General features: G+C 57.2%; 15 protein-coding genes. 8 read left to right on the top strand and 7 right to left on the bottom strand.

What is annotated here, in order from left to right; translation table 11 throughout:
- Window positions 1-130 precede the first annotated feature (130 nt).
- Window positions 131-1,789: an ATP-dependent endonuclease gene (locus AC1VYI_RS17220; RefSeq protein ID WP_029739481.1), complete on the top strand. Its 1,659-nt coding sequence runs from the start codon at window positions 131-133 to the stop codon at window positions 1,787-1,789.
- Here AC1VYI_RS17220 and AC1VYI_RS17215 read toward each other — a convergent pair.
- On the bottom strand, window positions 1,786-2,742 hold the full coding sequence (locus tag AC1VYI_RS17215; protein WP_059445586.1) for a VirK/YbjX family protein: 957 nt from the start codon (window positions 2,740-2,742) through the stop codon (window positions 1,786-1,788). The two genes, AC1VYI_RS17220 and AC1VYI_RS17215, sit on opposite strands and share 4 nt — an antisense overlap.
- Window positions 2,743-2,901: 159 nt before the next feature.
- On the opposite strand from AC1VYI_RS17215, the gene macA reads away from it, so the two are divergent.
- A complete protein-coding gene (gene macA, locus AC1VYI_RS17210; RefSeq protein ID WP_134866597.1) occupies window positions 2,902-4,017 on the top strand; it encodes a macrolide transporter subunit MacA in 1,116 nt (371 codons plus the stop codon).
- A complete protein-coding gene (gene macB, locus AC1VYI_RS17205; protein ID WP_134866596.1) occupies window positions 4,014-5,954 on the top strand; it encodes a macrolide ABC transporter ATP-binding protein/permease MacB in 1,941 nt (646 codons plus the stop codon). Before macA ends, macB begins: the two co-directional genes overlap by 4 nt.
- A 70-nt stretch (window positions 5,955-6,024) precedes the next feature.
- Here the strand turns inward: macB and cspD are convergent, their stop codons facing one another.
- A complete protein-coding gene (gene cspD / locus AC1VYI_RS17200) occupies window positions 6,025-6,246 on the bottom strand; it encodes a cold shock-like protein CspD (protein WP_006809408.1) in 222 nt (73 codons plus the stop codon).
- Window positions 6,247-6,513: 267 nt separating this feature from the next.
- Between cspD and clpS the strand changes: the two genes are divergently transcribed.
- The 3 genes from clpS (at window position 6,514) to AC1VYI_RS17185 (ending at window position 9,851) form a co-directional block, all read left to right on the top strand.
- The gene (clpS, locus tag AC1VYI_RS17195; protein WP_006174393.1) at window positions 6,514-6,834 is read left to right on the top strand and encodes an ATP-dependent Clp protease adapter ClpS; all 321 of its coding nucleotides are present in this window, start codon (window positions 6,514-6,516) and stop codon (window positions 6,832-6,834) included.
- Between the two features lie 27 nt (window positions 6,835-6,861).
- Window positions 6,862-9,141, top strand: coding sequence for an ATP-dependent Clp protease ATP-binding subunit ClpA (clpA, locus tag AC1VYI_RS17190; RefSeq protein WP_008499992.1), 2,280 nt, complete (start codon window positions 6,862-6,864; stop codon window positions 9,139-9,141).
- Between the two features lie 260 nt (window positions 9,142-9,401).
- A complete protein-coding gene (locus AC1VYI_RS17185; protein WP_134866595.1) occupies window positions 9,402-9,851 on the top strand; it encodes a hypothetical protein in 450 nt (149 codons plus the stop codon).
- Window positions 9,852-9,922: 71 nt separating this feature from the next.
- Here the strand turns inward: AC1VYI_RS17185 and infA are convergent, their stop codons facing one another.
- The 5 genes from infA to trxB all read right to left on the bottom strand — a co-directional run bounded on the left by infA (window position 9,923) and on the right by trxB (window position 15,746).
- Window positions 9,923-10,141, bottom strand: a complete 219-nt coding sequence (infA, locus tag AC1VYI_RS17180) for a translation initiation factor IF-1 (RefSeq protein ID WP_002211347.1) — start codon at window positions 10,139-10,141, stop codon at window positions 9,923-9,925.
- 284 nt (window positions 10,142-10,425) lie between these two features.
- Entirely contained in the window at window positions 10,426-11,130 is a 705-nt protein-coding gene (gene aat / locus AC1VYI_RS17175; protein WP_126302804.1) for a leucyl/phenylalanyl-tRNA--protein transferase, read from the bottom strand.
- A 45-nt stretch (window positions 11,131-11,175) separates the two neighbouring features.
- On the bottom strand, window positions 11,176-12,897 hold the full coding sequence (cydC, locus tag AC1VYI_RS17170) for a heme ABC transporter ATP-binding protein/permease CydC (RefSeq protein ID WP_047742315.1): 1,722 nt from the start codon (window positions 12,895-12,897) through the stop codon (window positions 11,176-11,178).
- Complete coding sequence (gene cydD / locus AC1VYI_RS17165) at window positions 12,897-14,663, bottom strand: heme ABC transporter permease/ATP-binding protein CydD (RefSeq protein ID WP_063930847.1); 1,767 nt, start codon at window positions 14,661-14,663, stop codon at window positions 12,897-12,899. The genes cydC and cydD overlap by 1 nt, the downstream gene beginning before the upstream one ends.
- Before the next feature lie 114 nt (window positions 14,664-14,777).
- Window positions 14,778-15,746, bottom strand: a complete 969-nt coding sequence (gene trxB, locus AC1VYI_RS17160) for a thioredoxin-disulfide reductase (protein ID WP_023616696.1) — start codon at window positions 15,744-15,746, stop codon at window positions 14,778-14,780.
- 544 nt (window positions 15,747-16,290) lie between these two features.
- Here trxB and lrp point away from each other — a divergent pair.
- Window positions 16,291-16,785, top strand: coding sequence for a leucine-responsive transcriptional regulator Lrp (gene lrp / locus AC1VYI_RS17155; protein WP_000228469.1), 495 nt, complete (start codon window positions 16,291-16,293; stop codon window positions 16,783-16,785).
- Between the two features lie 135 nt (window positions 16,786-16,920).
- Window positions 16,921-20,631, top strand: a complete 3,711-nt coding sequence (gene ftsK, locus AC1VYI_RS17150; protein WP_134866593.1) for a DNA translocase FtsK — start codon at window positions 16,921-16,923, stop codon at window positions 20,629-20,631.
- The last annotated feature ends 58 nt before the right edge of the window (window positions 20,632-20,689 follow it).

Here is a 20,689-nt window from a genome sequence, read left to right as displayed (position 1 = left end):
CTGATGGATAAATTCTGAATTTTTCGTGCTTCCGCCAGGATATGGAGGCGGATTGCAGTGTCAAGCCCGTGTGCATCCCGCTATACTGCTGATTACTTGAAGGAAAAAGTGATCATATCGCGGGGGATTTATGCTTCTCGAACGTGTGGAAATTGTCGGGTTTCGCGGTATTAACCGCCTGTCGCTGCAGCTGGAGCAGAACAACGTCCTGATCGGCGAGAACGCGTGGGGTAAGTCCAGCCTGCTGGATGCATTGACGCTACTGCTTTCGCCCGAAGACGATCTGTATCACTTCGTTCGCGACGATTTCTGGTTTCCGCCCGGCGACGTAACGGGACGCGAGAAGCACCTGCATATCATCCTGACGTTCCGCGAATCCGAGCCCGGACGTCACCGCGTGCGTCGCTTCCGCCCGCTGTCACCCTGCTGGGTGCCGTGCGACGACGGTTTCCACCGGATTTTCTATCGGCTTGAAGGCGAGATGGCGGAGAACGAGGGGGTACTCACCCTGCGTGATTTTCTCGATGAGAAAGCCAACCCGATCCCGCTCGACAATATCGACGATCTTGCCCGCCACCTGATCCGCCTGACGCCGGTGTTACGCCTGCGCGATGCGCGCTTTATGCGGCGTATTCGTAACGGAACCGTACCCAATATGCCGGAAGTGGAAGTCACCGCCCGCGAGCTGGATTTTCTGGCCAGAGAGCTGGTGTCGCGTCCGCAGAATCTTACCGATGGTCAAATTCGTCAGGGGTTGTCCGCAATGGTGCAACTCCTGGAGCACTATTTTTCCGAGCAGGGAACCTCGGAGTCGCGCCACCGTCTGATGCGCCGCCGCTCTCATGATGAGCAGCGAAGCTGGCGTTATCTCGACATCATTAACCGGATGATCGACCGGCCCGGCGGCCGTACCCATCGGGTGATTTTGCTGGGTCTGTTTTCAACGCTTCTGCAGGCCAAAGGCACCGTTCGTCTTGACCGGGACGCCCGGCCTCTGCTGCTGGTGGAAGACCCGGAAACGCGCCTGCATCCCATCATGCTCTCCGTGGCATGGCATCTGCTGAACCTGCTGCCGCTCCAGCGCATTACGACCACCAATTCCGGAGAGTTATTATCGCTGACGCCGGTTGAACACGTCTGTCGCCTGGTGCGTGAATCCTCCCGCGTCTCCGCTTTCCGGCTTGGGCCGGGCGGTTTGAATGCGGAAGACGGGCGGCGCATCGCGTTTCATATTCGCTTTAACCGGGCGTCGTCGCTCTTTGCCCGCTGCTGGCTGCTGGTGGAGGGGGAAACGGAAACCTGGGTCATCAACGAGCTGGCGCGCCAGTGCGGCCACCACTTTGATGCGGAAGGCATTAAGGTAATCGAATTCGCCCAGTCGGGATTAAAGCCGCTGATAAAATTCGCCCGCCGGATGGGGATCGAGTGGCACGTTCTGGTAGACGGTGATGAGGCGGGTAAAAAATATGCCTCGACCGTGCGGAGCCTGCTGAATAACGAGCGCGAGGAAGAGCGCGACCATTTAACCATGCTCCCCGCGATGGACATGGAACACTTTATGTATCGTCAGGGGTTCGACGACGTCTTCCACCGCATTGCCATGGTACCGGTCGATGTCCCGATGAACATGCGGCGGGTGATCGCCAAAGCCATTCACCGTTCGTCAAAACCGGATTTAGCCATTGAAGTGGCGACGGAAGCGGGCAGGCGGGGCGTGGAGGCGGTACCGACCCTGTTACGGAAGATGTTCTCCCGCGTGCTGTGGCTGGCACGCGGGAAAGCGGATTAGCGTTGGGTCGCCTGTTTCATCTGCTGAATCAGGCTATCCAGCAGCGCGTAGCGGCGGCGATATTCGGAGCGTTTTTTGCTGGCGATCTCTTCCATCGGTTTACGCGGCATGACGAGTGGCAGCATAAAATTACCGTTATCCTGCTTTTCACCGCCGATGGAGAGCCAGAAACTGTCGTAATCGGCCAACAGTTTGCCCTCTTTTTTCTTGCGGTAGCGCCAGCTGCGATAAATATGGGTATCGTTACTGACGGCGACAATCTGCTCTACCGGGAACGCGGCGCCGAGCGTCATGGCGGCCTCGACCAGCAGACGTTTCGGGAACAGGCCGTGGCAGGCTTTCGTCGCTCCCTGGATCAGCTCATGGGGAACATGCGCTTTTGCGCCCTGCAAGCCGCCAATGAACAGCGTCGATTTTCCCTCAAACTGGCATAGCGTAAAGGTCATCTCCGCCAGCGCCGTATTTTGACTGTCACAGAAAACGAGGGTAGCTTCTCCCTCTTTATCCATAAACGCGTCGGCACACAGGCGGACGGTAAATTGCTGTTCATCTTTTCCGGTTAAGGTCAGCAGAGTCACGCCCTGCTTTGAAAGGTAACCCTTTGTCAGCGTCGCCGGCAGCTGGCGGCACATCATCTGATAGTGCCAGGACAGCGATTCCAGCACACGCTGTCGATCCATATTGACCGTTAACCACGGACGATGAAGGCGGCAGGGCAGCCCAGGCTGAACCTGGAGCATTTGCATCAGGTGCGGATGTTTCGCAAGATCAGACAGCAGTCGAGCGGTGCTGAGCGGTGTCGCCAGTGAGCGCAGCATGAACTTGCGTCGATAGGCGGGTTTTTCCCATGCCAGCCCGGGTGCGATCTCACCGAAAGCCAGGTTTTTGAAGAGCTGCCAGCCGGATTTTGGCTGCGGCAGGTTTGAAAGTGATGTATCGACGATAGAAGACATGGTAGATCCTGATCCTTTTGGAATATCGCTATTTCAGCAGGAGAAATGTCAACATCTCGTAAACAAATTAGGACGATTTCGGAGAACAGGGCTTTCGTTGAAGAGTCGTTTAGTTAGAATCAACGCTTATCATTGCCAGAACATTTATTTGGAATATTTATGAACCTCAAGGGAAAACGCAGAACGCTGTTTCTGCTGCTGGCGGTCGTGGTTTTAGCCGGTGGGTACTGGCTATGGCAGGTGCTGAATGCGCCGGCGCCGCAGTATCAGACGCTGATTGTTCGCCCGGGCGAACTGCAGCAAAACGTCCTCGCGACGGGCAAGCTTGACGCGCTGCGCAAGGTTGACGTCGGCGCTCAGGTCAGCGGCCAGCTGAAAACGCTGTCGGTTGAGATTGGCGACAAGGTGAAAAAAGGCCAGCTGCTCGGCGTTATCGATCCTGAGCAGGCTGAGAACCAGATCCGCGAGGTGGAAGCCACGCTGATGGAGCTGCGCGCGCAGCGTGCCCAGGCGCTGGCAGAACGTAACCTGGCTCAGGTAACGTTGACCCGTCAGCAGGCGCTGGCCAAAACCCAGGCTATTTCGAAACAGGATTTAGATACTGCCACCACTGAACTGGCGGTGAAACAGGCGCAAATTGGCACGATTGACGCGCAGATCAAACGCAATCAGGCCTCGCTGGATACGGCAAAAACCAACCTCGACTACACCAAAATCGTCGCGCCAATGGCGGGTGAAGTGACCCAGATCACCACGCTGCAGGGCCAGACGGTGATTGCCGCGCAGCAGGCGCCGAACATTCTGACCCTGGCGGACATGAGCACCATGCTGGTCAAAGCCCAGGTCTCAGAGGCGGATGTGATCCATCTTAAGCCGGGGCAGAACGCCTGGTTTACGGTGCTTGGCGACCCGCAGACGCGCTACGAAGGCATGCTGAAGGACATTCTGCCGACGCCGGAGAAAGTTAACGACGCAATTTTTTACTATGCCCGCTTTGAGGTGCCAAACCCGCAGGGCGTGCTGCGTCTGGACATGACCGCACAGGTGCATATCCAGCTGACCGGCGTGAAGAACGTGCTGACCATTCCGCTCTCTGCGCTCGGCGAGTCCGCCGGTGATAGTCGTTATAAAGTGAAAGTGCTGCGCAACGGCGAAACGCGCGAGCGCGAGGTCGTGATCGGCGCGCGCAACGACACCGACGTGGTGGTGGTGAAAGGACTGGAAGAGGGCGAGGAGGTTGTTGTCAGCGAAACCCTGCCCGGAGCCGCTAAATGACGGCGCTGCTTGAGCTAAATAACATTCGTCGCAGCTATCCGTCAGGCGACGGCACGGTGGAGGTGCTGAAGGGCATCTCCCTGCGCGTGGAGGCGGGCGAGATGGTGGCGATTGTCGGCGCGTCGGGTTCCGGTAAATCGACGCTGATGAACATTCTCGGCTGTCTGGATAAACCGACCAGCGGGACCTATCGCGTGGCCGGGACGGATGTCTCCACGCTGGACGGCGACGCGCTGGCGAAGCTGCGCCGGGAACACTTCGGCTTTATTTTCCAGCGTTACCATCTGCTTTCTCACCTTAACGCGGCCCAGAACGTGGAAGTGCCCGCGGTGTATGCGGGCGTCGAACGGAAAAAGCGCCTTGAGCGCGCGCAGATGCTGCTGACGCGTCTGGGGCTGGCGGAGCGGGTGGAGTACCAGCCGTCGCAGCTGTCCGGCGGCCAGCAGCAGCGCGTGAGTATTGCCCGGGCACTGATGAACGGCGGGCAGGTGATCCTCGCGGATGAACCGACCGGCGCGCTCGACAGCCATTCCGGCGAAGAGGTGATGGCGATCCTGCACCAGCTTCGCGATCGGGGGCACACCGTCATTATCGTGACCCACGATCCGCAGGTGGCGGCGCAGGCGGAGCGAATCATTGAGATCCACGACGGCGAGCTGGTCAGCAATCCACCGCCGCGTGAGTCCAGGGCTGCGGCGCCGAAAGAAGCGCTACCGGCATCAACCGGCTGGGGACAGTTCTCCAGCGGCTTTCGCGAAGCGCTGACCATGGCCTGGCTGGCGATGGCGGCTAACAAAATGCGCACCCTGCTGACGATGCTCGGCATCATTATCGGTATCGCCTCGGTGGTATCGATCGTGGTGGTGGGCGACGCGGCCAAGCAGCTGGTGTTGGCCGATATCCGCGCCATCGGCACTAATACCATTGACGTCTATCCGGGCAAAGATTTTGGTGACGACGAGCCGCAGTATCAGCAGGCGCTGAAGTATGACGATCTGGCGGCAATTCAGAAGCAGCCGTGGGTGAACTCCGCCACGCCTGCGGTTTCGCAGAACCTGCGTCTGCGCGTGGGCAACGTTGACGTGGCCGCCAGCGCTAACGGCGTCAGCGGAGACTACTTCAACGTCTACGGCATGACCTTCAGCGAAGGCGCCACCTTCAACGCCGAGCAGCTGGCGGGCCGGGCGCAGGTGGTGGTACTGGACGCGAACTCGCGCAGGCAGCTCTTCCCCAATAAAGCCAGCGTGGTAGGCGAAGTGATCCTGGTCGGCAACATGCCTGCCACGGTCATCGGCGTGGCGGAAGAGAAGCAGTCGATGTTCGGCAGCAGCAAGATCCTGCGCGTCTGGCTGCCCTACACCACCATCTCCGGGCGGATTATGGGGCAGTCCTGGCTCAACTCCATCACCGTGCGCGTGAAGGAGGGCTACGACAGCGCGCTCGCCGAACAGCAGCTTGAGCGACTGTTAACCCTGCGCCACGGGAAGAAAGATTTCTTCACCTGGAATATGGACGGCCTCTTGAAAACGGCGGAAAAGACCACACGTACTCTTCAGCTGTTTCTCACGCTGGTGGCGGTGATCTCGCTGGTCGTCGGCGGCATTGGGGTGATGAATATCATGCTGGTGTCGGTCACCGAGCGCACGCGAGAGATCGGTATTCGCATGGCGGTCGGCGCCCGGGCCAGCGATGTGCTGCAGCAGTTTTTGATTGAGGCGGTTCTGGTGTGTCTGGTCGGCGGGGCGATGGGCATTGCGCTCTCGATGATGATCGCGTTTGCGCTCCAGCTCTTTTTACCCGGCTGGGAGATTGGCTTCTCGCCGGTTGCCATTATCACCGCGTTTTTGTGTTCGACCTTTACCGGCATTTTGTTTGGCTGGTTGCCCGCCCGCAACGCGGCGCGGCTGGATCCGGTGGACGCGCTGGCTCGGGAATAACCCGAAAATAAAAATGCCAGCCGATCGGGCTGGCATTTTGACTGCGGGATGTACACAATAAAACAGAGAGCTATGCAACCGTCTCTGCTTCAACGGGTACGATTAGGCTTGCATGATTGCCTTTTGGTCCCTGATGTACATCGAACCGGACGGACTGCCCGGCTTTGAGCGTTCTGTAACCATCCATCTGAATGGTGGAATAGTGAGCGAAGATATCCTCGCCGCCGCCTTCGGGGCAGATGAAGCCAAACCCTTTGGCGTTGTTGAACCACTTAACAGTACCCATTTCCATGCTTCGACATCCTTCGTAAATCTTATAAGTTAAGATGGAATGAACCGGTGGTGGAGTGGGGGCTGTTCAAAACCTCGCCATCTCACGCTTGTACAATTTAGAGAAACGAAAGAAGTCGTCAAGCGTTTGGCGCTGGAGATGGGACAATAATCAACCAAAGTTTGAAGCAGTTAACGCTATTGCAACAGTTTGTGACAGACATCGCGGATGACAGTAATAGATGATTGTTATCTAACATCTGAGGTAGATTCAAAGTGGTTATGCATAATGGGTAAGACCAACGATTGGCTGGATTTCGACCAGCTGGCGGAAGACAAAGTGCGCGACGCGCTAAAACCGCCATCTATGTATAAAGTTATGTTAATGAACGATGATTACACGCCGATGGAATTTGTTATTGACGTGCTACAAAAGTTCTTTTCTTATGATGTAGAACGTGCAACGCAACTGATGCTTACCGTTCATTATCGTGGCAAAGCTATCTGCGGCATCTTTACAGCCGAAGTGGCGGAAACCAAAGTGGCGATGGTGAACGACTATGCGAGGGAGAACGAGCATCCGTTGCTGTGTACGCTGGAAAAGGCCTGATAAGGCATAAAATTGGGGGAGGTGCCTATGCTCAATCAAGAACTGGAACTCAGTTTAAATATGGCTTTCGCCAGAGCGCGTGAGCACCGACATGAGTTTATGACCGTCGAGCATTTACTGCTCGCACTGCTTAGCAACCCATCTGCCCGCGAAGCGCTGGAAGCCTGCTCCGTGGATCTGGTGGCGCTACGTCAGGAACTCGAAGCCTTCATCGAACAAACCACACCGGTGCTGCCAGCCAGTGAAGAAGAGCGCGACACGCAGCCGACGCTCAGCTTCCAGCGCGTGCTGCAGCGCGCGGTATTCCACGTCCAGTCTTCCGGGCGTAGCGAAGTGACTGGCGCAAACGTCTTAGTCGCCATCTTCAGCGAGCAGGAGTCACAGGCTGCCTACCTGCTGCGCAAACACGAAGTCAGCCGCCTCGACGTGGTTAACTTTATTTCTCACGGAACGCGCAAAGACGAGCCTAACCAGGCATCGGATTCCAGCAATCAGGTCAATAACAATGAAGAGCAAGCAGGCGGGGAGGATCGTATGGAAAACTTCACCACCAATCTTAACCAGCTTGCTCGCGTTGGCGGTATCGACCCGCTGATTGGTCGCGATAAAGAGCTGGAGCGCGCGATCCAGGTGCTGTGCCGTCGCCGCAAGAACAACCCGCTGCTGGTGGGTGAGTCAGGCGTGGGTAAAACCGCGATTGCCGAAGGGCTTGCCTGGCGCATTGTCCAGGGTGACGTGCCGGAAGTGATTGCCGACTGCACCATCTACTCGCTGGATATCGGCTCGCTGCTGGCGGGCACTAAATACCGCGGTGATTTTGAAAAACGCTTCAAGGCGCTGTTAAAACAGCTGGAGCAGGACACCAACAGCATCCTGTTTATCGATGAGATCCACACCATCATCGGCGCAGGTGCGGCCTCCGGTGGCCAGGTGGATGCCGCGAACCTGATCAAACCGCTGCTCTCCAGCGGCAAGATCCGCGTGATTGGCTCCACGACCTACCAGGAGTTCAGCAACATCTTTGAGAAAGACCGTGCGCTGGCGCGCCGCTTCCAGAAAATCGACGTGACCGAACCGTCCGTCGAGGAAACGGTGCAGATCATCAACGGCCTGAAGCCGAAGTACGAAGCGCACCACGACGTGCGTTACACCGCGAAAGCGGTCCGTGCGGCGGTGGAGCTGGCGGTGAAATACATCAACGACCGTCATCTGCCGGACAAGGCGATTGACGTGATTGATGAGGCAGGGGCGCGTGCGCGCCTGATGCCGGCCAGCAAGCGTAAGAAAACCGTTAACGTGGCGGATATCGAGTCCGTGGTGGCCCGCATCGCGCGTATCCCTGAGAAGAGCGTTTCTCAGAGCGACCGCGACACGCTGCGCACCCTCGGCAATCGCCTGAAAATGCTGGTCTTTGGTCAGGATAAAGCCATTGAGGCCTTAACCGAAGCGATCAAGATGGCCCGCGCCGGGCTGGGGCATGACCACAAGCCTGTCGGTTCCTTCCTGTTCGCTGGCCCAACCGGCGTGGGGAAAACCGAGGTGACGGTTCAGCTCTCCAAAGCGCTGGGCATTGAGCTGCTGCGCTTTGATATGTCCGAGTATATGGAGCGTCACACCGTCAGCCGTTTGATTGGTGCGCCTCCGGGCTACGTGGGCTTTGACCAGGGCGGCCTGCTCACCGACGCGGTGATCAAGCATCCGCACGCGGTACTGCTGCTCGATGAAATCGAGAAAGCGCACCCGGACGTGTTCAACATCCTGCTGCAGGTGATGGACAACGGGACGCTGACCGACAACAACGGGCGCAAGGCGGACTTCCGCAACGTGGTGCTGGTGATGACCACCAACGCCGGCGTGCGTGAAACCGAGCGTAAATCCATCGGCCTGATCCACCAGGATAACAGCACCGATGCGATGGAGGAGATCAAGAAGATCTTTACACCGGAGTTCCGTAACCGTCTGGACAACATTATCTGGTTCGATCACCTGTCTACCGAGGTGATCCATCAGGTTGTGGACAAGTTCATCGTCGAACTGCAGGTTCAGCTGGATCAGAAAGGCGTGTCGCTGGAAGTGAGCCAGGAGGCCCGCAACTGGCTGGCCGAGAAAGGCTACGACCGAGCGATGGGTGCCCGTCCGATGGCGCGCGTGATTCAGGACAACCTAAAGAAACCGCTGGCGAACGAGCTGCTGTTTGGCTCGCTGGTGGACGGCGGTCAGGTGACCGTGGCGCTGGATCAGGCGAAGAACGAACTGACGTACGATTTCCAGAGCGCGGCGAAGCACAAGCCGGAAGCGGCTCACTGAGTGAGTTGAACGTTAATGTTAAAAACCGGGCATTTGCCCGGTTTTTTTATGCCTGCTTTTCTCCCTTTCCCCGTGGGAGAGGGCCGGGGTAAGGGCATCAGGCCGCAGAGGAATTTTGCGAGGCGCTTTCCAGTTTCTTTCGAAGTCAGTTGCTGGATAAATCCACAGTAATAAAATGGCGGCGCACCTGCAAAATCAGGTGCCGGGATTGGCGTCCTGAAAGTGTGCACAAACAATCTTACGTGCATAAAGGATCACATATGACTGATATTAATAATTTCGCCCAACTTTACACCGAACTCTCCCTCAACCCCGATCTCCCAACCCTGGCCGAGCGCTGCAAACTGCTCACCGAAATTCTCCTCGACTGTAAATCACTCCCTCAAACGCAGCCAGTTTGCCGCTGTCTAGGAGCCTGGCTAGAAGAAGTGAAATCCAGCCTCAAAGAATCAATGCGTGATTTTCGGGTGGTGGAATTTGAGGACGAAGCGGAACAACCGCGACAAAAAGAGTGGTTGCTGGAAGATACAGAAACCAAATGCGACTACTGCCGGGCGTTAAATCATGTGCTGCTGGTGTCGCATTTTGACCGCGATATGTTGCCGCACCTCACGGGATTACTCCATGACATGGCTCATTCTATGGCGGGGAATTTAATCGCTCCTGTACAACCGTGGATGACAATACATCTTCCGACGCAGCAACACTAAAGCCATAAATAAAAAAGGCCGGGATTATCCCGACCTTTTAAATATTCATCTGCCATTACAGGCGAAAACAATTAGCGACTACGGAAGACAATGCGGCCTTTGCTCAGGTCGTACGGGGTCAGTTCAACAGTCACTTTGTCGCCCGTCAAAATGCGGATGTAGTTTTTGCGCATTTTACCGGAGATGTGCGCAGTTACCACGTGACCGTTTTCCAGCTCTACGCGAAACATGGTATTAGGCAACGTATCAAGTACGGTACCCTGCATTTCAATATTGTCTTCTTTGGCCATCTAATCCTCTGGGGTATCACTACCAAGTTTTGAACCGGCAAGATAATGCCGAAATTCATCAATTAAGTAAAGAATTGCGCGATTAAAACGCAGCAAAACAGTTTCGGCGCATTGCCCAAGCGTCACGGTACAACCGAACAGGAAGCGCATTCGTAAAGGGGAGACAACAGGATAAACGTCAGGACGTTATCTGAAGCGAGGGTCCCAAACGGCGGCGGGGCAACAGGCAGAAGCTACTCTGCGGCATAATTATAACACCCTCACAAAAAATATGCGGAAAACATTTATGCATTGGGCATAAAGAGCGTTCTCGGTATCCAGAAGTCGCGCGGTAGCTTCTCCTGACGGCTGGCATCCAGATGCTCGATATACTGGCGTCGCGGGATTTCAACAGCCCCCAGGGAGGCCGTGTGCTCGTTGAGCACCTGACAATCGATCAGGCGTCCGCCGCGCTGGGCAAACGCCTCGCAGAAGACCAGCAGCGCGGTTTTCGAGGCGTTAACCGCACGAGAGAACATCGACTCGCCGCAAAACAGCGTCCCCTGCGCCACGCCGTACATGCCGCCGACGAGTGCTCCGCCTTCCCACACCTCGATGGAGTGGGCGTAGCCAAGCTCATGGAGCTGGAGGTAGGCGGTAATGATATCGCGGGTTATCCATGTCCCTTCATAGCGGTCTTCGGCACAGCCTTCAATGACCTGACCAAAGGCGTGATTGAGGGTGACGCGGTAGGGTGATTTCGCATGGAAACGCTTCATGCTGCGGCTCGCGTGAAACTGCGCTGGCCACAGCACGGCACGCGGATCGGGGGACCACCATAAAATCGGATCGCCGGGGGAAAACCAGGGGAATATACCGCGCTGGTACGCCATTAATAGCCGAGCGGGGCTGAGGTCACCTCCAAGGGCCAGCAGCCCGTTGGGCTCACGCAGCGCCCCTTCCGGAGAAGGGAACGCGATGTTATGACGAGAAAGCTGGACCAGGCGCATGACAGCAAAACTCCAGTACGCGAGTGAGGACGCTACAAATATAGTCTACAGACGCTGTTTAAACTGGTAGTAGCGACCCTGTTTCGCCAACAGCTCTGCGTGACTACCTTGCTCAATAATGTGTCCGTTGTCCATCACAATTATCCGATCAAAACTCGCCAGTCCGCGCAGGCGGTGTGTGACCATCAGCACGGTTTTGCCTGTCATGGCATTCGCCAGTAAATCAAGGATTTGGCTTTCGGTTGTGGCATCCAGCCCTTCGGTGGGTTCGTCGAGCAGCATCAGCGGCGCATCGTGCAGCAGCGCGCGCGCAATAGCCAGACGGCGCAGTTCACCGCCCGAGAGCTGACGGCCGCCTTCGCCCAGCCAGCTGTTCAGCCCGTCGTCCTCAAGCAGTTTTTGCAGCCCGACCTGCTCCAGCACGGCGCGAAGCGCATCATCAGAGGCCTCTGGCGCGGCCAGCAGCAGGTTATCGCGCAGGGTGGCGCTAAACAGATGCACGCGCTGCGGAACGACGCTCACCGTCTTGCGCAGGGCCTGCTCGCTGAAATCGTTCAGCAACGTGTTATTAAAACGAATATGGCCGCGCTGCGGATCCCAGGCGCGGGTCAGCAACTGCAGCAGCGTCGATTTACCGCAGCCGGTACGGCCGAGGATCGCCATCCGCTGACCTGCGTTAACAGAAAGGTTGATACCGTCCAGCGCGTTCTGCGCCTGTTTGTCATAGGCGAAGGTGACATCTTCAAGCGTCAGCGCAACCTGCTCTGGTACCGCGGTCTGCCCGGCACTGAACGTGACTTCAGGCTCCTGCTCGGCAATCTGCGTGATGCGCAGGGCAGAGGCGATCACCTGGCCCAGATGCTGGAAGGCGCCCGTTACCGGGGCTAGCGCCTCAAACGCCGCCAGCGCGCAGAAGACGAAAAGGGCAATAAGAGGACCCGGCTGTGAATTCCCCCCGACATCGCCGGAAGCCAGCCACAGCATGGCAATCACCGCCACGCCGCCGATTAACATCATCAGGGCCTGAGAGAAGGCCGTCAGCTCCGACTGGCGGCGCTGGGCCTCATGCCAGTTAAGCTCCGTACTTTCCATCCGGGCGCGATAGCGCTTGCTGGCGCCAAAAATCGTCAGCTCTGCCTGCCCCTGAAGCCAGGAGGTGAGCTGCTGGCGGTAGTCCCCGCGCAGGCGCGTCAGGTTTTCCCCGGTAGATTTCCCGGCGCGGTAAAACAGCGGCGGCAGTATGATGAGCGTCAGCAGCATGATCCCGCCCAGCGTCAGCGCAACGGAAACATCCAGAACAGACAGCCCCAGCGTGACCACCACAATCACCACAAACGCGCCAACGATCGGGGAAATCACGCGCAGGTAAAGGTGATCCAGCGTGTCGACATCCGCAACGACACGGTTAAGTAGCTCACCCTGACGAAAACGCGCCAGCCCGGCAGGGGAGAGGGGCAGCAGTTTGCTGAAGGTGTAGATGCGCAGGTGCTGCAGCACGCGGAAAGTGGCGTCGTGGCTGACCAGCCGTTCGAAATAGCGTCCGGCTGTACGGGTGATGGCGGTACCGCGAACGCCGGCAGCCGGGAGCATATAGTTGAAGCTGTATAAACCGGCGAAGCCCGCGACGGCCGAGGCCGACAGGAACCAGCCGGAAAGCGTGAGCAGGCCAATGCTGGCGAGCAGTGTGACAATCGCCAGCACAATCCCCAGCGTCAGCATCCATTTGTGGCGTTTATAGAGCGCAAGATAAGGCAGCAGAGCACGCATCAGATGTCCTCCTGACGGTTCGCCAGCAGGGCGGCAAACGGTCCCTGCGCGGCAACGAGAGAGGCGTAATCGCCTTGCTCAACAATACGGCCGTTCTCCATGACCCAGATCTGGTCCCAGTCGGCAATCCCCTCCAGCTGATGGGTGACCATCAGGGTGGTTTGCTGCCGGGAGGCGGCGTTCAGGGCCTCCATTACGCGCTGTTCGCTGTGGGCGTCCAGGCTGGCGGCGGGCTCATCCAGCAGCATCAGCTGGCATGGATTAAGCAGCGCGCGGGCAACGGCTACGCGCTGCGCCTGTCCGACCGACAGCCCGGCGGACTGATCGCCGACAACGGTATCTACCCCCTGCGGAAGCAGCGGCAGAAACTCGCTGACCCAGGCGCGATCGAGCACCGATTGCAGTTCATCTTCACGCGCGTCCGGGCGCGCCAGCAGAACGTTTTCACGCAGCGTAGAGGCTGGAAGCTGCGGGTTTTGTCCTACCCAGCTGAGCTGTTTACGCCAGGCGTCTGGATCGAGGTTGCGCAGTTCGGTTTTGTTGATCCGCAGTGAACCCGTGTAGGCCATAAAGCCGGATAGCGCATTCAGCAGAGAACTTTTACCGGAACCGCTGGTGCCGACGAGCACCACCCGTTGTCCGGCAGGTAAGGTAAAGTTCAGCGGACCCGCGAGCACTTTGCCTTCCGGTGACAGAATAGAAAAGTCCTGCGCTTCAATGGTCACGGGGTCTTTAGCATTCAGCGTCACGTCACCGCGCTCCGGGTGTGCCAGCGGCGTTTCCAGGAACGTTTTCAGGCTATCGGCTGCTCCAACCGCCTGCGCTTTGGCGTGATAGAAGGTCCCCAGATCGCGGAGCGGCTGGAAAAATTCCGGGGCCAGGATCAGCGCCAGGAAACCGGCAGAAAGGGTCACCGCCGTGCCGTAATGGCCGAAATCCAGCGCGCCAAGGTAGGAGAAGCCAAAGTAGACCGCCACGAGGGCAATCGACAGCGAGGTAAAGAATTCCAGTACGCCGGAGGATAAGAAGGCAAGGCGTAACACTTCCATGGTGCGCTGACGAAAGTCCTGCGATGCCCGGCGAATATTTTCGGTTTCCGCTTCACCGCGGCCAAAAATGCGTAACGTCTCCATGCCGCGCAGACGATCGAGGAAATGACCGCTCAGGCGACCCAGTGCCAGGAAGTTACGGCGGTTGGCATCCGCTGCCCCCATGCCGACCAGCGCCATAAACAGCGGGATCAGCGGGGCGGTGCCCATCAGAATCAGCGCAGCCATCCAGTTCACCGGGAAGATGGCGATCACAATCAGCAGCGGAACGAAGACGGCAAGGGCCATTTGCGGCAGATAGCGCGCATAGTAGTCGTGCATATCGTCAATCTGCTCAAGGATCAGCGTCGCCCAGCTACCGGCCGGTTTACCCTGGATCCACGCGGGCCCCGCTTCCTGAAGACGATCGAGCACCTGACGGCGGATCTCGTAGCGGATGTGCTGTCCGGCGTGAAAACCGACGCGCTCACGCAGCCACACCACCCAGGCGCGCAGGATAAAAATCAGGATCAGGACAATAAAAGGCAGCAACAGCGCTTCGCGCGGGATGTTCTCCATGATCATGTGATTAAGAATGCGGGCCAGCAGCCATGCCTGGGCAACAATCAACAGACCGCTAACGAACCCCAGGAGACGGGAAATCGTAAGCCAGCGGCGGGAAATAACGCTTTGCTGTTTCAGCCAGCGTGTTAACTCTTGTTGACGGTTTTTTTCCATTGCGTACTTTGCAGGTGACGTTATTAGAAATTGGGCAGCGCAATGTTACAACGGGGAGACAATAAAGGCGACTTATCGCCGCCTTTATTTACGTTTGTTACTGACTTGTAAAGATTATTTACCTTGTTCAGCCAGTCCATCGAGGTAGCGCTCAGCGTCCAGCGCGGCCATACAGCCGGTGCCAGCAGAGGTAATCGCCTGACGATAAATATGGTCCATCACGTCGCCAGCCGCGAACACGCCCGGGATGCTGGTCTGGGTCGCGTTACCGTGAATGCCGGACTGCACTTTGATGTAGCCATTTTCCAGCTCCAGCTGACCGTCGAAGATCGCGGTGTTCGGGCTGTGACCGATCGCCACAAACAGACCCGCCACTTCAAGCGTTTCGACGTTGTCAGTGTTCTGGGTATCACGGATACGCAGACCGGCAACGCCCATCTGGTCGCCCGTCACCTCTTCCAGGGTACGGTTGGTATGCAGCACGATGTTGCCGCTGGCCACTTTATCCATCAGGCGTTTGATCAGGATCTTCTCCGCGCGGAAGGTTTCGCGACGGTGGATCAGGTGCACTTCAGAGGCAATGTTCGCCAGGTAGAGCGCTTCTTCTACTGCGGTGTTGCCGCCGCCGATGACCGCGACTTTCTGATTGCGGTAGAAGAAACCGTCACAGGTTGCGCAGGCAGAGACGCCGCGACCTTTGAACGCTTCTTCGGATGGCAGACCGAGGTAACGGGCAGAGGCGCCGGTGGCAACGATCAGAGCGTCACAGGTGTATTCGCCGCTGTCGCCCGTCAGGCGGAACGGACGGTTCTGCAGATCGACCTTATTGATGTGGTCGAACAGAATTTCAGTTTCGAATTTAGCGGCATGCTCGTGCATACGTTCCATCAGCAGCGGCCCGGTCAGGTCGTTCGGGTCCCCTGGCCAGTTTTCCACTTCGGTGGTGGTGGTCAGCTGACCGCCTTTTTCCATTCCGGTGATGAGTACCGGGTGCAGGTTAGCGCGTGCAGCATAGACCGCTGCGGTATATCCCGCAGGTCCAGAACCAAGGATTAGCAGCTTACTGTGTTTGGCCGTGCCCATGAGATCCCCATTGTTGTTGGCAGACATTTGGCTGGATTGTAGGGAATTTGTTGTCGTAAAAAAAGAGCGCAGCAATTTTGATATCAATCTGTGTAATAGCCACGGACGATGAGTAGCGCGCTATAACATCACGCCTTCGCCTGAAAACCGGTCGTTTGTAAGGCAATAAAATGAGGATTAATACCCTGCCGTAATGAATATCTGGCATGTTGTACTAAAAAACGATGTTTTGCTTTGACAATCCCCTGCGCTTTTGCGAAAACATTCAAGGAAGAAAAAAAACCGCGTTAACCGTATGCCGCATAGGCATGCACGTAAATGCCATTTTTACCGGGTCAGTGAAATCTACGCATGGCGTGGACAGACGCCATACGTGATGTCGGTGACTGCCTTCGGGCAACGGTCTTCTTACCAACAGAACCCGAATCCGCATCGCGTCTAATACAAAACCAGGCGATGTGATGACTAACGGGTACAGGCTCTGAACAGTGATGTGCACAGGGTCCAGGCAGGAGTAGGGAAGGAATACAGAGAGACAATAATAATGGTAGATAGCAAGAAGCGCCCTGGCAAAGATCTCGACCGTATCGATCGTAACATTCTTAATGAATTGCAAAAGGATGGGCGTATTTCCAACGTCGAGCTTTCAAAACGTGTGGGACTTTCCCCGACGCCGTGCCTTGAGCGTGTGCGCCGGCTGGAAAGACAGGGTTTCATTCAGGGCTATACTGCTCTGCTGAACCCGCATTATCTGGATGCCTCACTTCTGGTATTTGTTGAGATTACTCTGAATCGTGGTGCGCCGGATGTGTTTGAGCAATTTAACGCCGCTGTACAAAAACTTGAAGAAATTCAAGAGTGTCATCTGGTATCCGGTGATTTCGACTACCTGTTGAAAACCCGTGTACCTGATATGTCCGCCTACCGTAAGCTGCTGGGGGAAACCCTGCTGCGTCTGCCAGGCGTGAACGACACCCGTACGTATGTGGTGATGGAAGAGGTCAAACAGAGCAATCGTCTGGTTATTAAGACGCGCTAACACGGAACAGGTGCAAAATCAGCGTAGTTTGATTACACTCCTGTTAATCCATACAGCAACAGTGCCGGGGAGTCCCGGCGCTGTTGTCCGTTTTAGCAAAAAGGCAGGATATGCCTGATACCTGGAGAGCCTTTTTTGAGCCAGGAATACACTGAAGACAAAGAAGTCACACTATCGAAGCTAAGCAGCGGACGTCGTCTCCTCGAGGCTTTGCTGATTGTTATTGCCCTTTTTGCCGTCTGGCTGATGGCAGCCTTACTCAGTTTCAACCCCTCAGATCCCAGCTGGTCACAAACTGCATGGCATGAGCCTATCCATAATTTAGGCGGTGTCCCCGGTGCCTGGCTTGCGGACACGCTGTTTTTCATTTTCGGTGTGATGGCCTACACCCTTCCCGTTATTATCATTGGCGGATGCTGGTTTGCGTGGCGTCATCGTCAGAACGATGATTACATCGACTATTTTGCCGTGTCGCTGCGCCTGATTGGCGCGCTGGCGCTGATCCTCACCTCGTGCGGGCTGGCGGCAATCAATGCGGATGATATCTGGTACTTCGCCTCTGGCGGGGTGATCGGCAGTTTACTCAGTTCTGCGCTGCAGCCGATGCTGCACAGCAGCGGCGGCACGCTGGCGCTGCTGTGTATCTGGGCGGCCGGGCTGACGCTGTTTACCGGCTGGTCCTGGGTGAGCATTGCCGAGAAGATCGGCAGTTTTATCCTCACCATTCTGACCTTCGCCAGCAACCGTACCCGTCGTGACGATACGTGGGTTGATGAAGACGAATACGAAGATGAAGAGGAAGATGACGCGCCTGTGCAGCGTCGCGAGTCTCGTCGTGCGCGTATTCTGCGCGGCGCGCTGGCCCGTCGTCAGCGTGTTGCTGAGAAATTTGCCAACCCGCTGGGTCGTAAAACCGATGCGGCGCTCTTCTCCGGTAAGCGCATGGATGAAGACGAGCAGGTGGCGTATCGCGCTGCAGGTGTCGCCGTCGATCCTGACGATGTGCTCTTCTCCGGCAGCCGGGCCACTCCGGGTGACTTCGACGAATACGATCCGCTGTTAAATGGCCATTCGGTTACCGAGCCGGTTGCGGCCGCCGCAGCCGCGACGACCGCTGCGCAGGCGTATGCCGCGCCTGTCGACGCCGTGATGCCATCCGCGCCGGTTTCGCCGCCGGAATCCGTTATTCAGCAGCCTCAGGTTGACTGGCAGACTGCGCCAGGCGTTCACACGCCGGAGCCGGTTATCGCGCCTGAACCTGAAAGCTACATTCCTGTGCAGCAGGAGCAGTGGCAGCAGCCTTATCAGCCGCCGCAGCCTGCGTATGAACCGCAAGATTACCCGCACTATGAACAGCCTGTGGCCCAACCTTATCAGGAGTATGTGCCTGAGCCGGTTGAACCTGTGCAGCCTTATGTAGAGCCGCAGCCTGAAGCTGAAATCGTTGAAGAGGTAAAACCCTCTCGTCCACCGATGTACTATTTTGAAGAAGTTGAAGAGCGTCGTGCGCGTGAACGCGAGCAGCTGGCGGCCTGGTACCAGCCTGTGCCTGAACCGGTGCAGGAGTCGGTGACGAAAGCGCCTTCTGTTTCCGTTCCACCGATCGACCCGACGCCTGCAGTCGCACCCGTAGCGGAAAGCGTGAAGCAGGCTACCGCGGCCGCTGCCGTAGCTGCACCTGTCTTTAGCCTGGCGACAGGGGGCACGCCACGTCCTCAGGTGAAGGAGGGGATTGGTCCGCAACTGCCTCGCCCTAACCGCGTTCGTGTACCCACCCGCCGTGAGCTTGCCTCTTATGGCATCAAGCTGCCTTCCCAGCGTATGGCCGAAGAGAAAGCGCGCGAGCCTGAATACGAAGACGACGCCGATGAAATGCAGCAGGACGAGCTGGCCCGTCAGTTCGCCGCGCAGCAGAATCAGCGCTACGGTGATGAATACCAGCACGATGAACCTATGCTGGAAGACGAAGAGGACGCGGCTGAAGCAGAATTAGCGCGCCAGTTTGCCGCCACCCAGCAGCAGCGCTATTCCGGTGAGCAACCGGCTGGTGCAAATCCGTTCTCGCTGTCGGATTTTGAATTCTCGCCGATGAAGGATCTGGTGGATGATGGCCCGAGCGAGCCGTTATTTACCCCGAGCGTGATGCCGGAAGCGGAGCCTGTGCGCCAGCAGCCAGCACCACAGGCCTACGCGCAGCCGCACCAGCCTGTTCAGCAACCGTATGCGCAGCAGCATCAACCTGTTCAGCAACCGCAGCAATCGCAGCAGCCACCGCAGTTCCAGCAGCCTGCGCCTCAGCCGCAGGAAAGTCTGATTCACCCGCTGCTGATGCGTAACGGTGACAGCCGTCCGCTGCAGCGTCCAAGCACGCCGCTGCCGTCTCTGGATCTGTTAACGCCGCCGCCGTCAGAAGTTGAGCCGGTCGATACCTTCGCGCTTGAGCAGATGGCGCGTCTGGTGGAAGCACGTCTGGCTGACTTCCGTATCAAGGCGGACGTGGTGAACTACTCGCCGGGTCCTGTGATCACCCGTTTTGAACTGAACCTGGCGCCCGGCGTTAAAGCTGCGCGTATTTCCAACCTGTCCCGCGACCTGGCGCGTTCTCTGTCGACCGTGGCGGTGCGTGTGGTGGAAGTTATCCCTGGCAAGCCGTACGTTGGGCTTGAGCTGCCGAACAAGAAACGTCAGACCGTCTACCTGCGTGAAGTGCTGGATAACACCAAATTCCGCGATAACCCGTCCCCGCTGACCGTGGTGTTGGGTAAAGATATCGCTGGCGATCCGGTCGTGGCCGATCTCGCCAAAATGCCTCACCTGCTGGTTGCGGGTACCACCGGTTCCGGTAAGTCAGTCGGTGTGAACGCCATGATCCTCAGCATGCTCTATAAAGCGCAACCGGAAGATGTGCGTTTTATCATGATCGACCCGAAAATGCTCGAACTGTCGGTCTACGAAGGCATCCCACATCTGCTGACCGAAGTGGTCACCGACATGAAAGATGCCGCCAACGCCCTGCGCTGGAGCGTCAACGAGATGGAACGCCGCTACAAGCTGATGTCTGCGCTGGGCGTGCGTAACCTGGCCGGTTATAACGAGAAAATTGCCCAGGCTGTGCGCATGGGGCGTCCGATCCCGGATCCTTACTGGAAGCCGGGTGACAGCATGGATGCTCAGCATCCGGTGCTGGAAAAGCTGCCTTATATCGTCGTGCTGGTTGATGAATTCGCTGACCTTATGATGACCGTCGGTAAGAAAGTAGAAGAGTTGATTGCCCGTCTGGCGCAGAAAGCGCGTGCGGCCGGTATTCACCTTGTGCTGGCGACCCAGCGTCCTTCCGTGGACGTTATCACCGGTCTTATCAAAGCGAACATTCCGACGCGTATCGCCTTTACCGTATCCAGTAAAATTGACTCCCGTACCATTCTTGACCAGGGCGGCGCAGAGTCGCTGCTGGGTATGGGTGACATGCTCTATTCAGGCCCGAACTCCACCTCTCCGGTGCGCGTCCACGGTGCGTTTGTACGCGATGAGGAAGTTCACGCCGTCGTGCAGGACTGGAAAGCGCGCGGTCATCCGCAATACGTTGACGGTATTACCAGCGACACGGAAAGCGAAGGCGGCGGCGGTGGCTTCGACGGCGGCGAAGAGCTGGATCCGTTATTCGATCAGGCGGTTAACTTCGTTACCGAAAAACGCAAAGCGTCAATCTCAGGCGTGCAGCGTCAGTTCCGCATCGGCTATAACCGCGCGGCGCGCATCATTGAGCAGATGGAAGCGCAGGGCATTGTGAGCGAGCAGGGGCATAACGGTAACCGCGAGGTGCTGGCGCCTCCGCCGTTTGATTAACCTTCAGCGATTGCAAAGAAGGGTAAATCAGCCAAAATTAAGCATTTTCTTCTGTCGC

The organism is Enterobacter sp. QK-SA4, assembly GCF_056856775.1.
The sequence above is the reverse complement of the archived record's forward strand: the minus strand, read 5'-3'. Positions and strand labels throughout refer to the sequence as shown.

Excerpts from the sequence above, each read along its gene's own strand:
- AC1VYI_RS17185 (WP_134866595.1), top strand. The coding sequence starts at position 9,402 with ATGACTGATATTAATAATTTCGCCCAACTTTACACCGAACTCTCCCTC.
- clpS (WP_006174393.1), top strand. The coding sequence starts at position 6,514 with ATGGGTAAGACCAACGATTGGCTGGATTTCGACCAGCTGGCGGAAGAC.
- lrp (WP_000228469.1), top strand. The coding sequence starts at position 16,291 with ATGGTAGATAGCAAGAAGCGCCCTGGCAAAGATCTCGACCGTATCGAT.
- cspD (WP_006809408.1), bottom strand. The coding sequence starts at position 6,246 with ATGGAAATGGGTACTGTTAAGTGGTTCAACAACGCCAAAGGGTTTGGC.
- cydD (WP_063930847.1), bottom strand. The coding sequence starts at position 14,663 with ATGGAAAAAAACCGTCAACAAGAGTTAACACGCTGGCTGAAACAGCAA.
- macB (WP_134866596.1), top strand. The coding sequence starts at position 4,014 with ATGACGGCGCTGCTTGAGCTAAATAACATTCGTCGCAGCTATCCGTCA.
- macA (WP_134866597.1), top strand. The coding sequence starts at position 2,902 with ATGAACCTCAAGGGAAAACGCAGAACGCTGTTTCTGCTGCTGGCGGTC.
- AC1VYI_RS17220 (WP_029739481.1), top strand. The coding sequence starts at position 131 with ATGCTTCTCGAACGTGTGGAAATTGTCGGGTTTCGCGGTATTAACCGC.
- trxB (WP_023616696.1), bottom strand. The coding sequence starts at position 15,746 with ATGGGCACGGCCAAACACAGTAAGCTGCTAATCCTTGGTTCTGGACCT.
- infA (WP_002211347.1), bottom strand. The coding sequence starts at position 10,141 with ATGGCCAAAGAAGACAATATTGAAATGCAGGGTACCGTACTTGATACG.
- cydC (WP_047742315.1), bottom strand. The coding sequence starts at position 12,897 with ATGCGTGCTCTGCTGCCTTATCTTGCGCTCTATAAACGCCACAAATGG.
- clpA (WP_008499992.1), top strand. The coding sequence starts at position 6,862 with ATGCTCAATCAAGAACTGGAACTCAGTTTAAATATGGCTTTCGCCAGA.
- aat (WP_126302804.1), bottom strand. The coding sequence starts at position 11,130 with ATGCGCCTGGTCCAGCTTTCTCGTCATAACATCGCGTTCCCTTCTCCG.
- AC1VYI_RS17215 (WP_059445586.1), bottom strand. The coding sequence starts at position 2,742 with ATGTCTTCTATCGTCGATACATCACTTTCAAACCTGCCGCAGCCAAAA.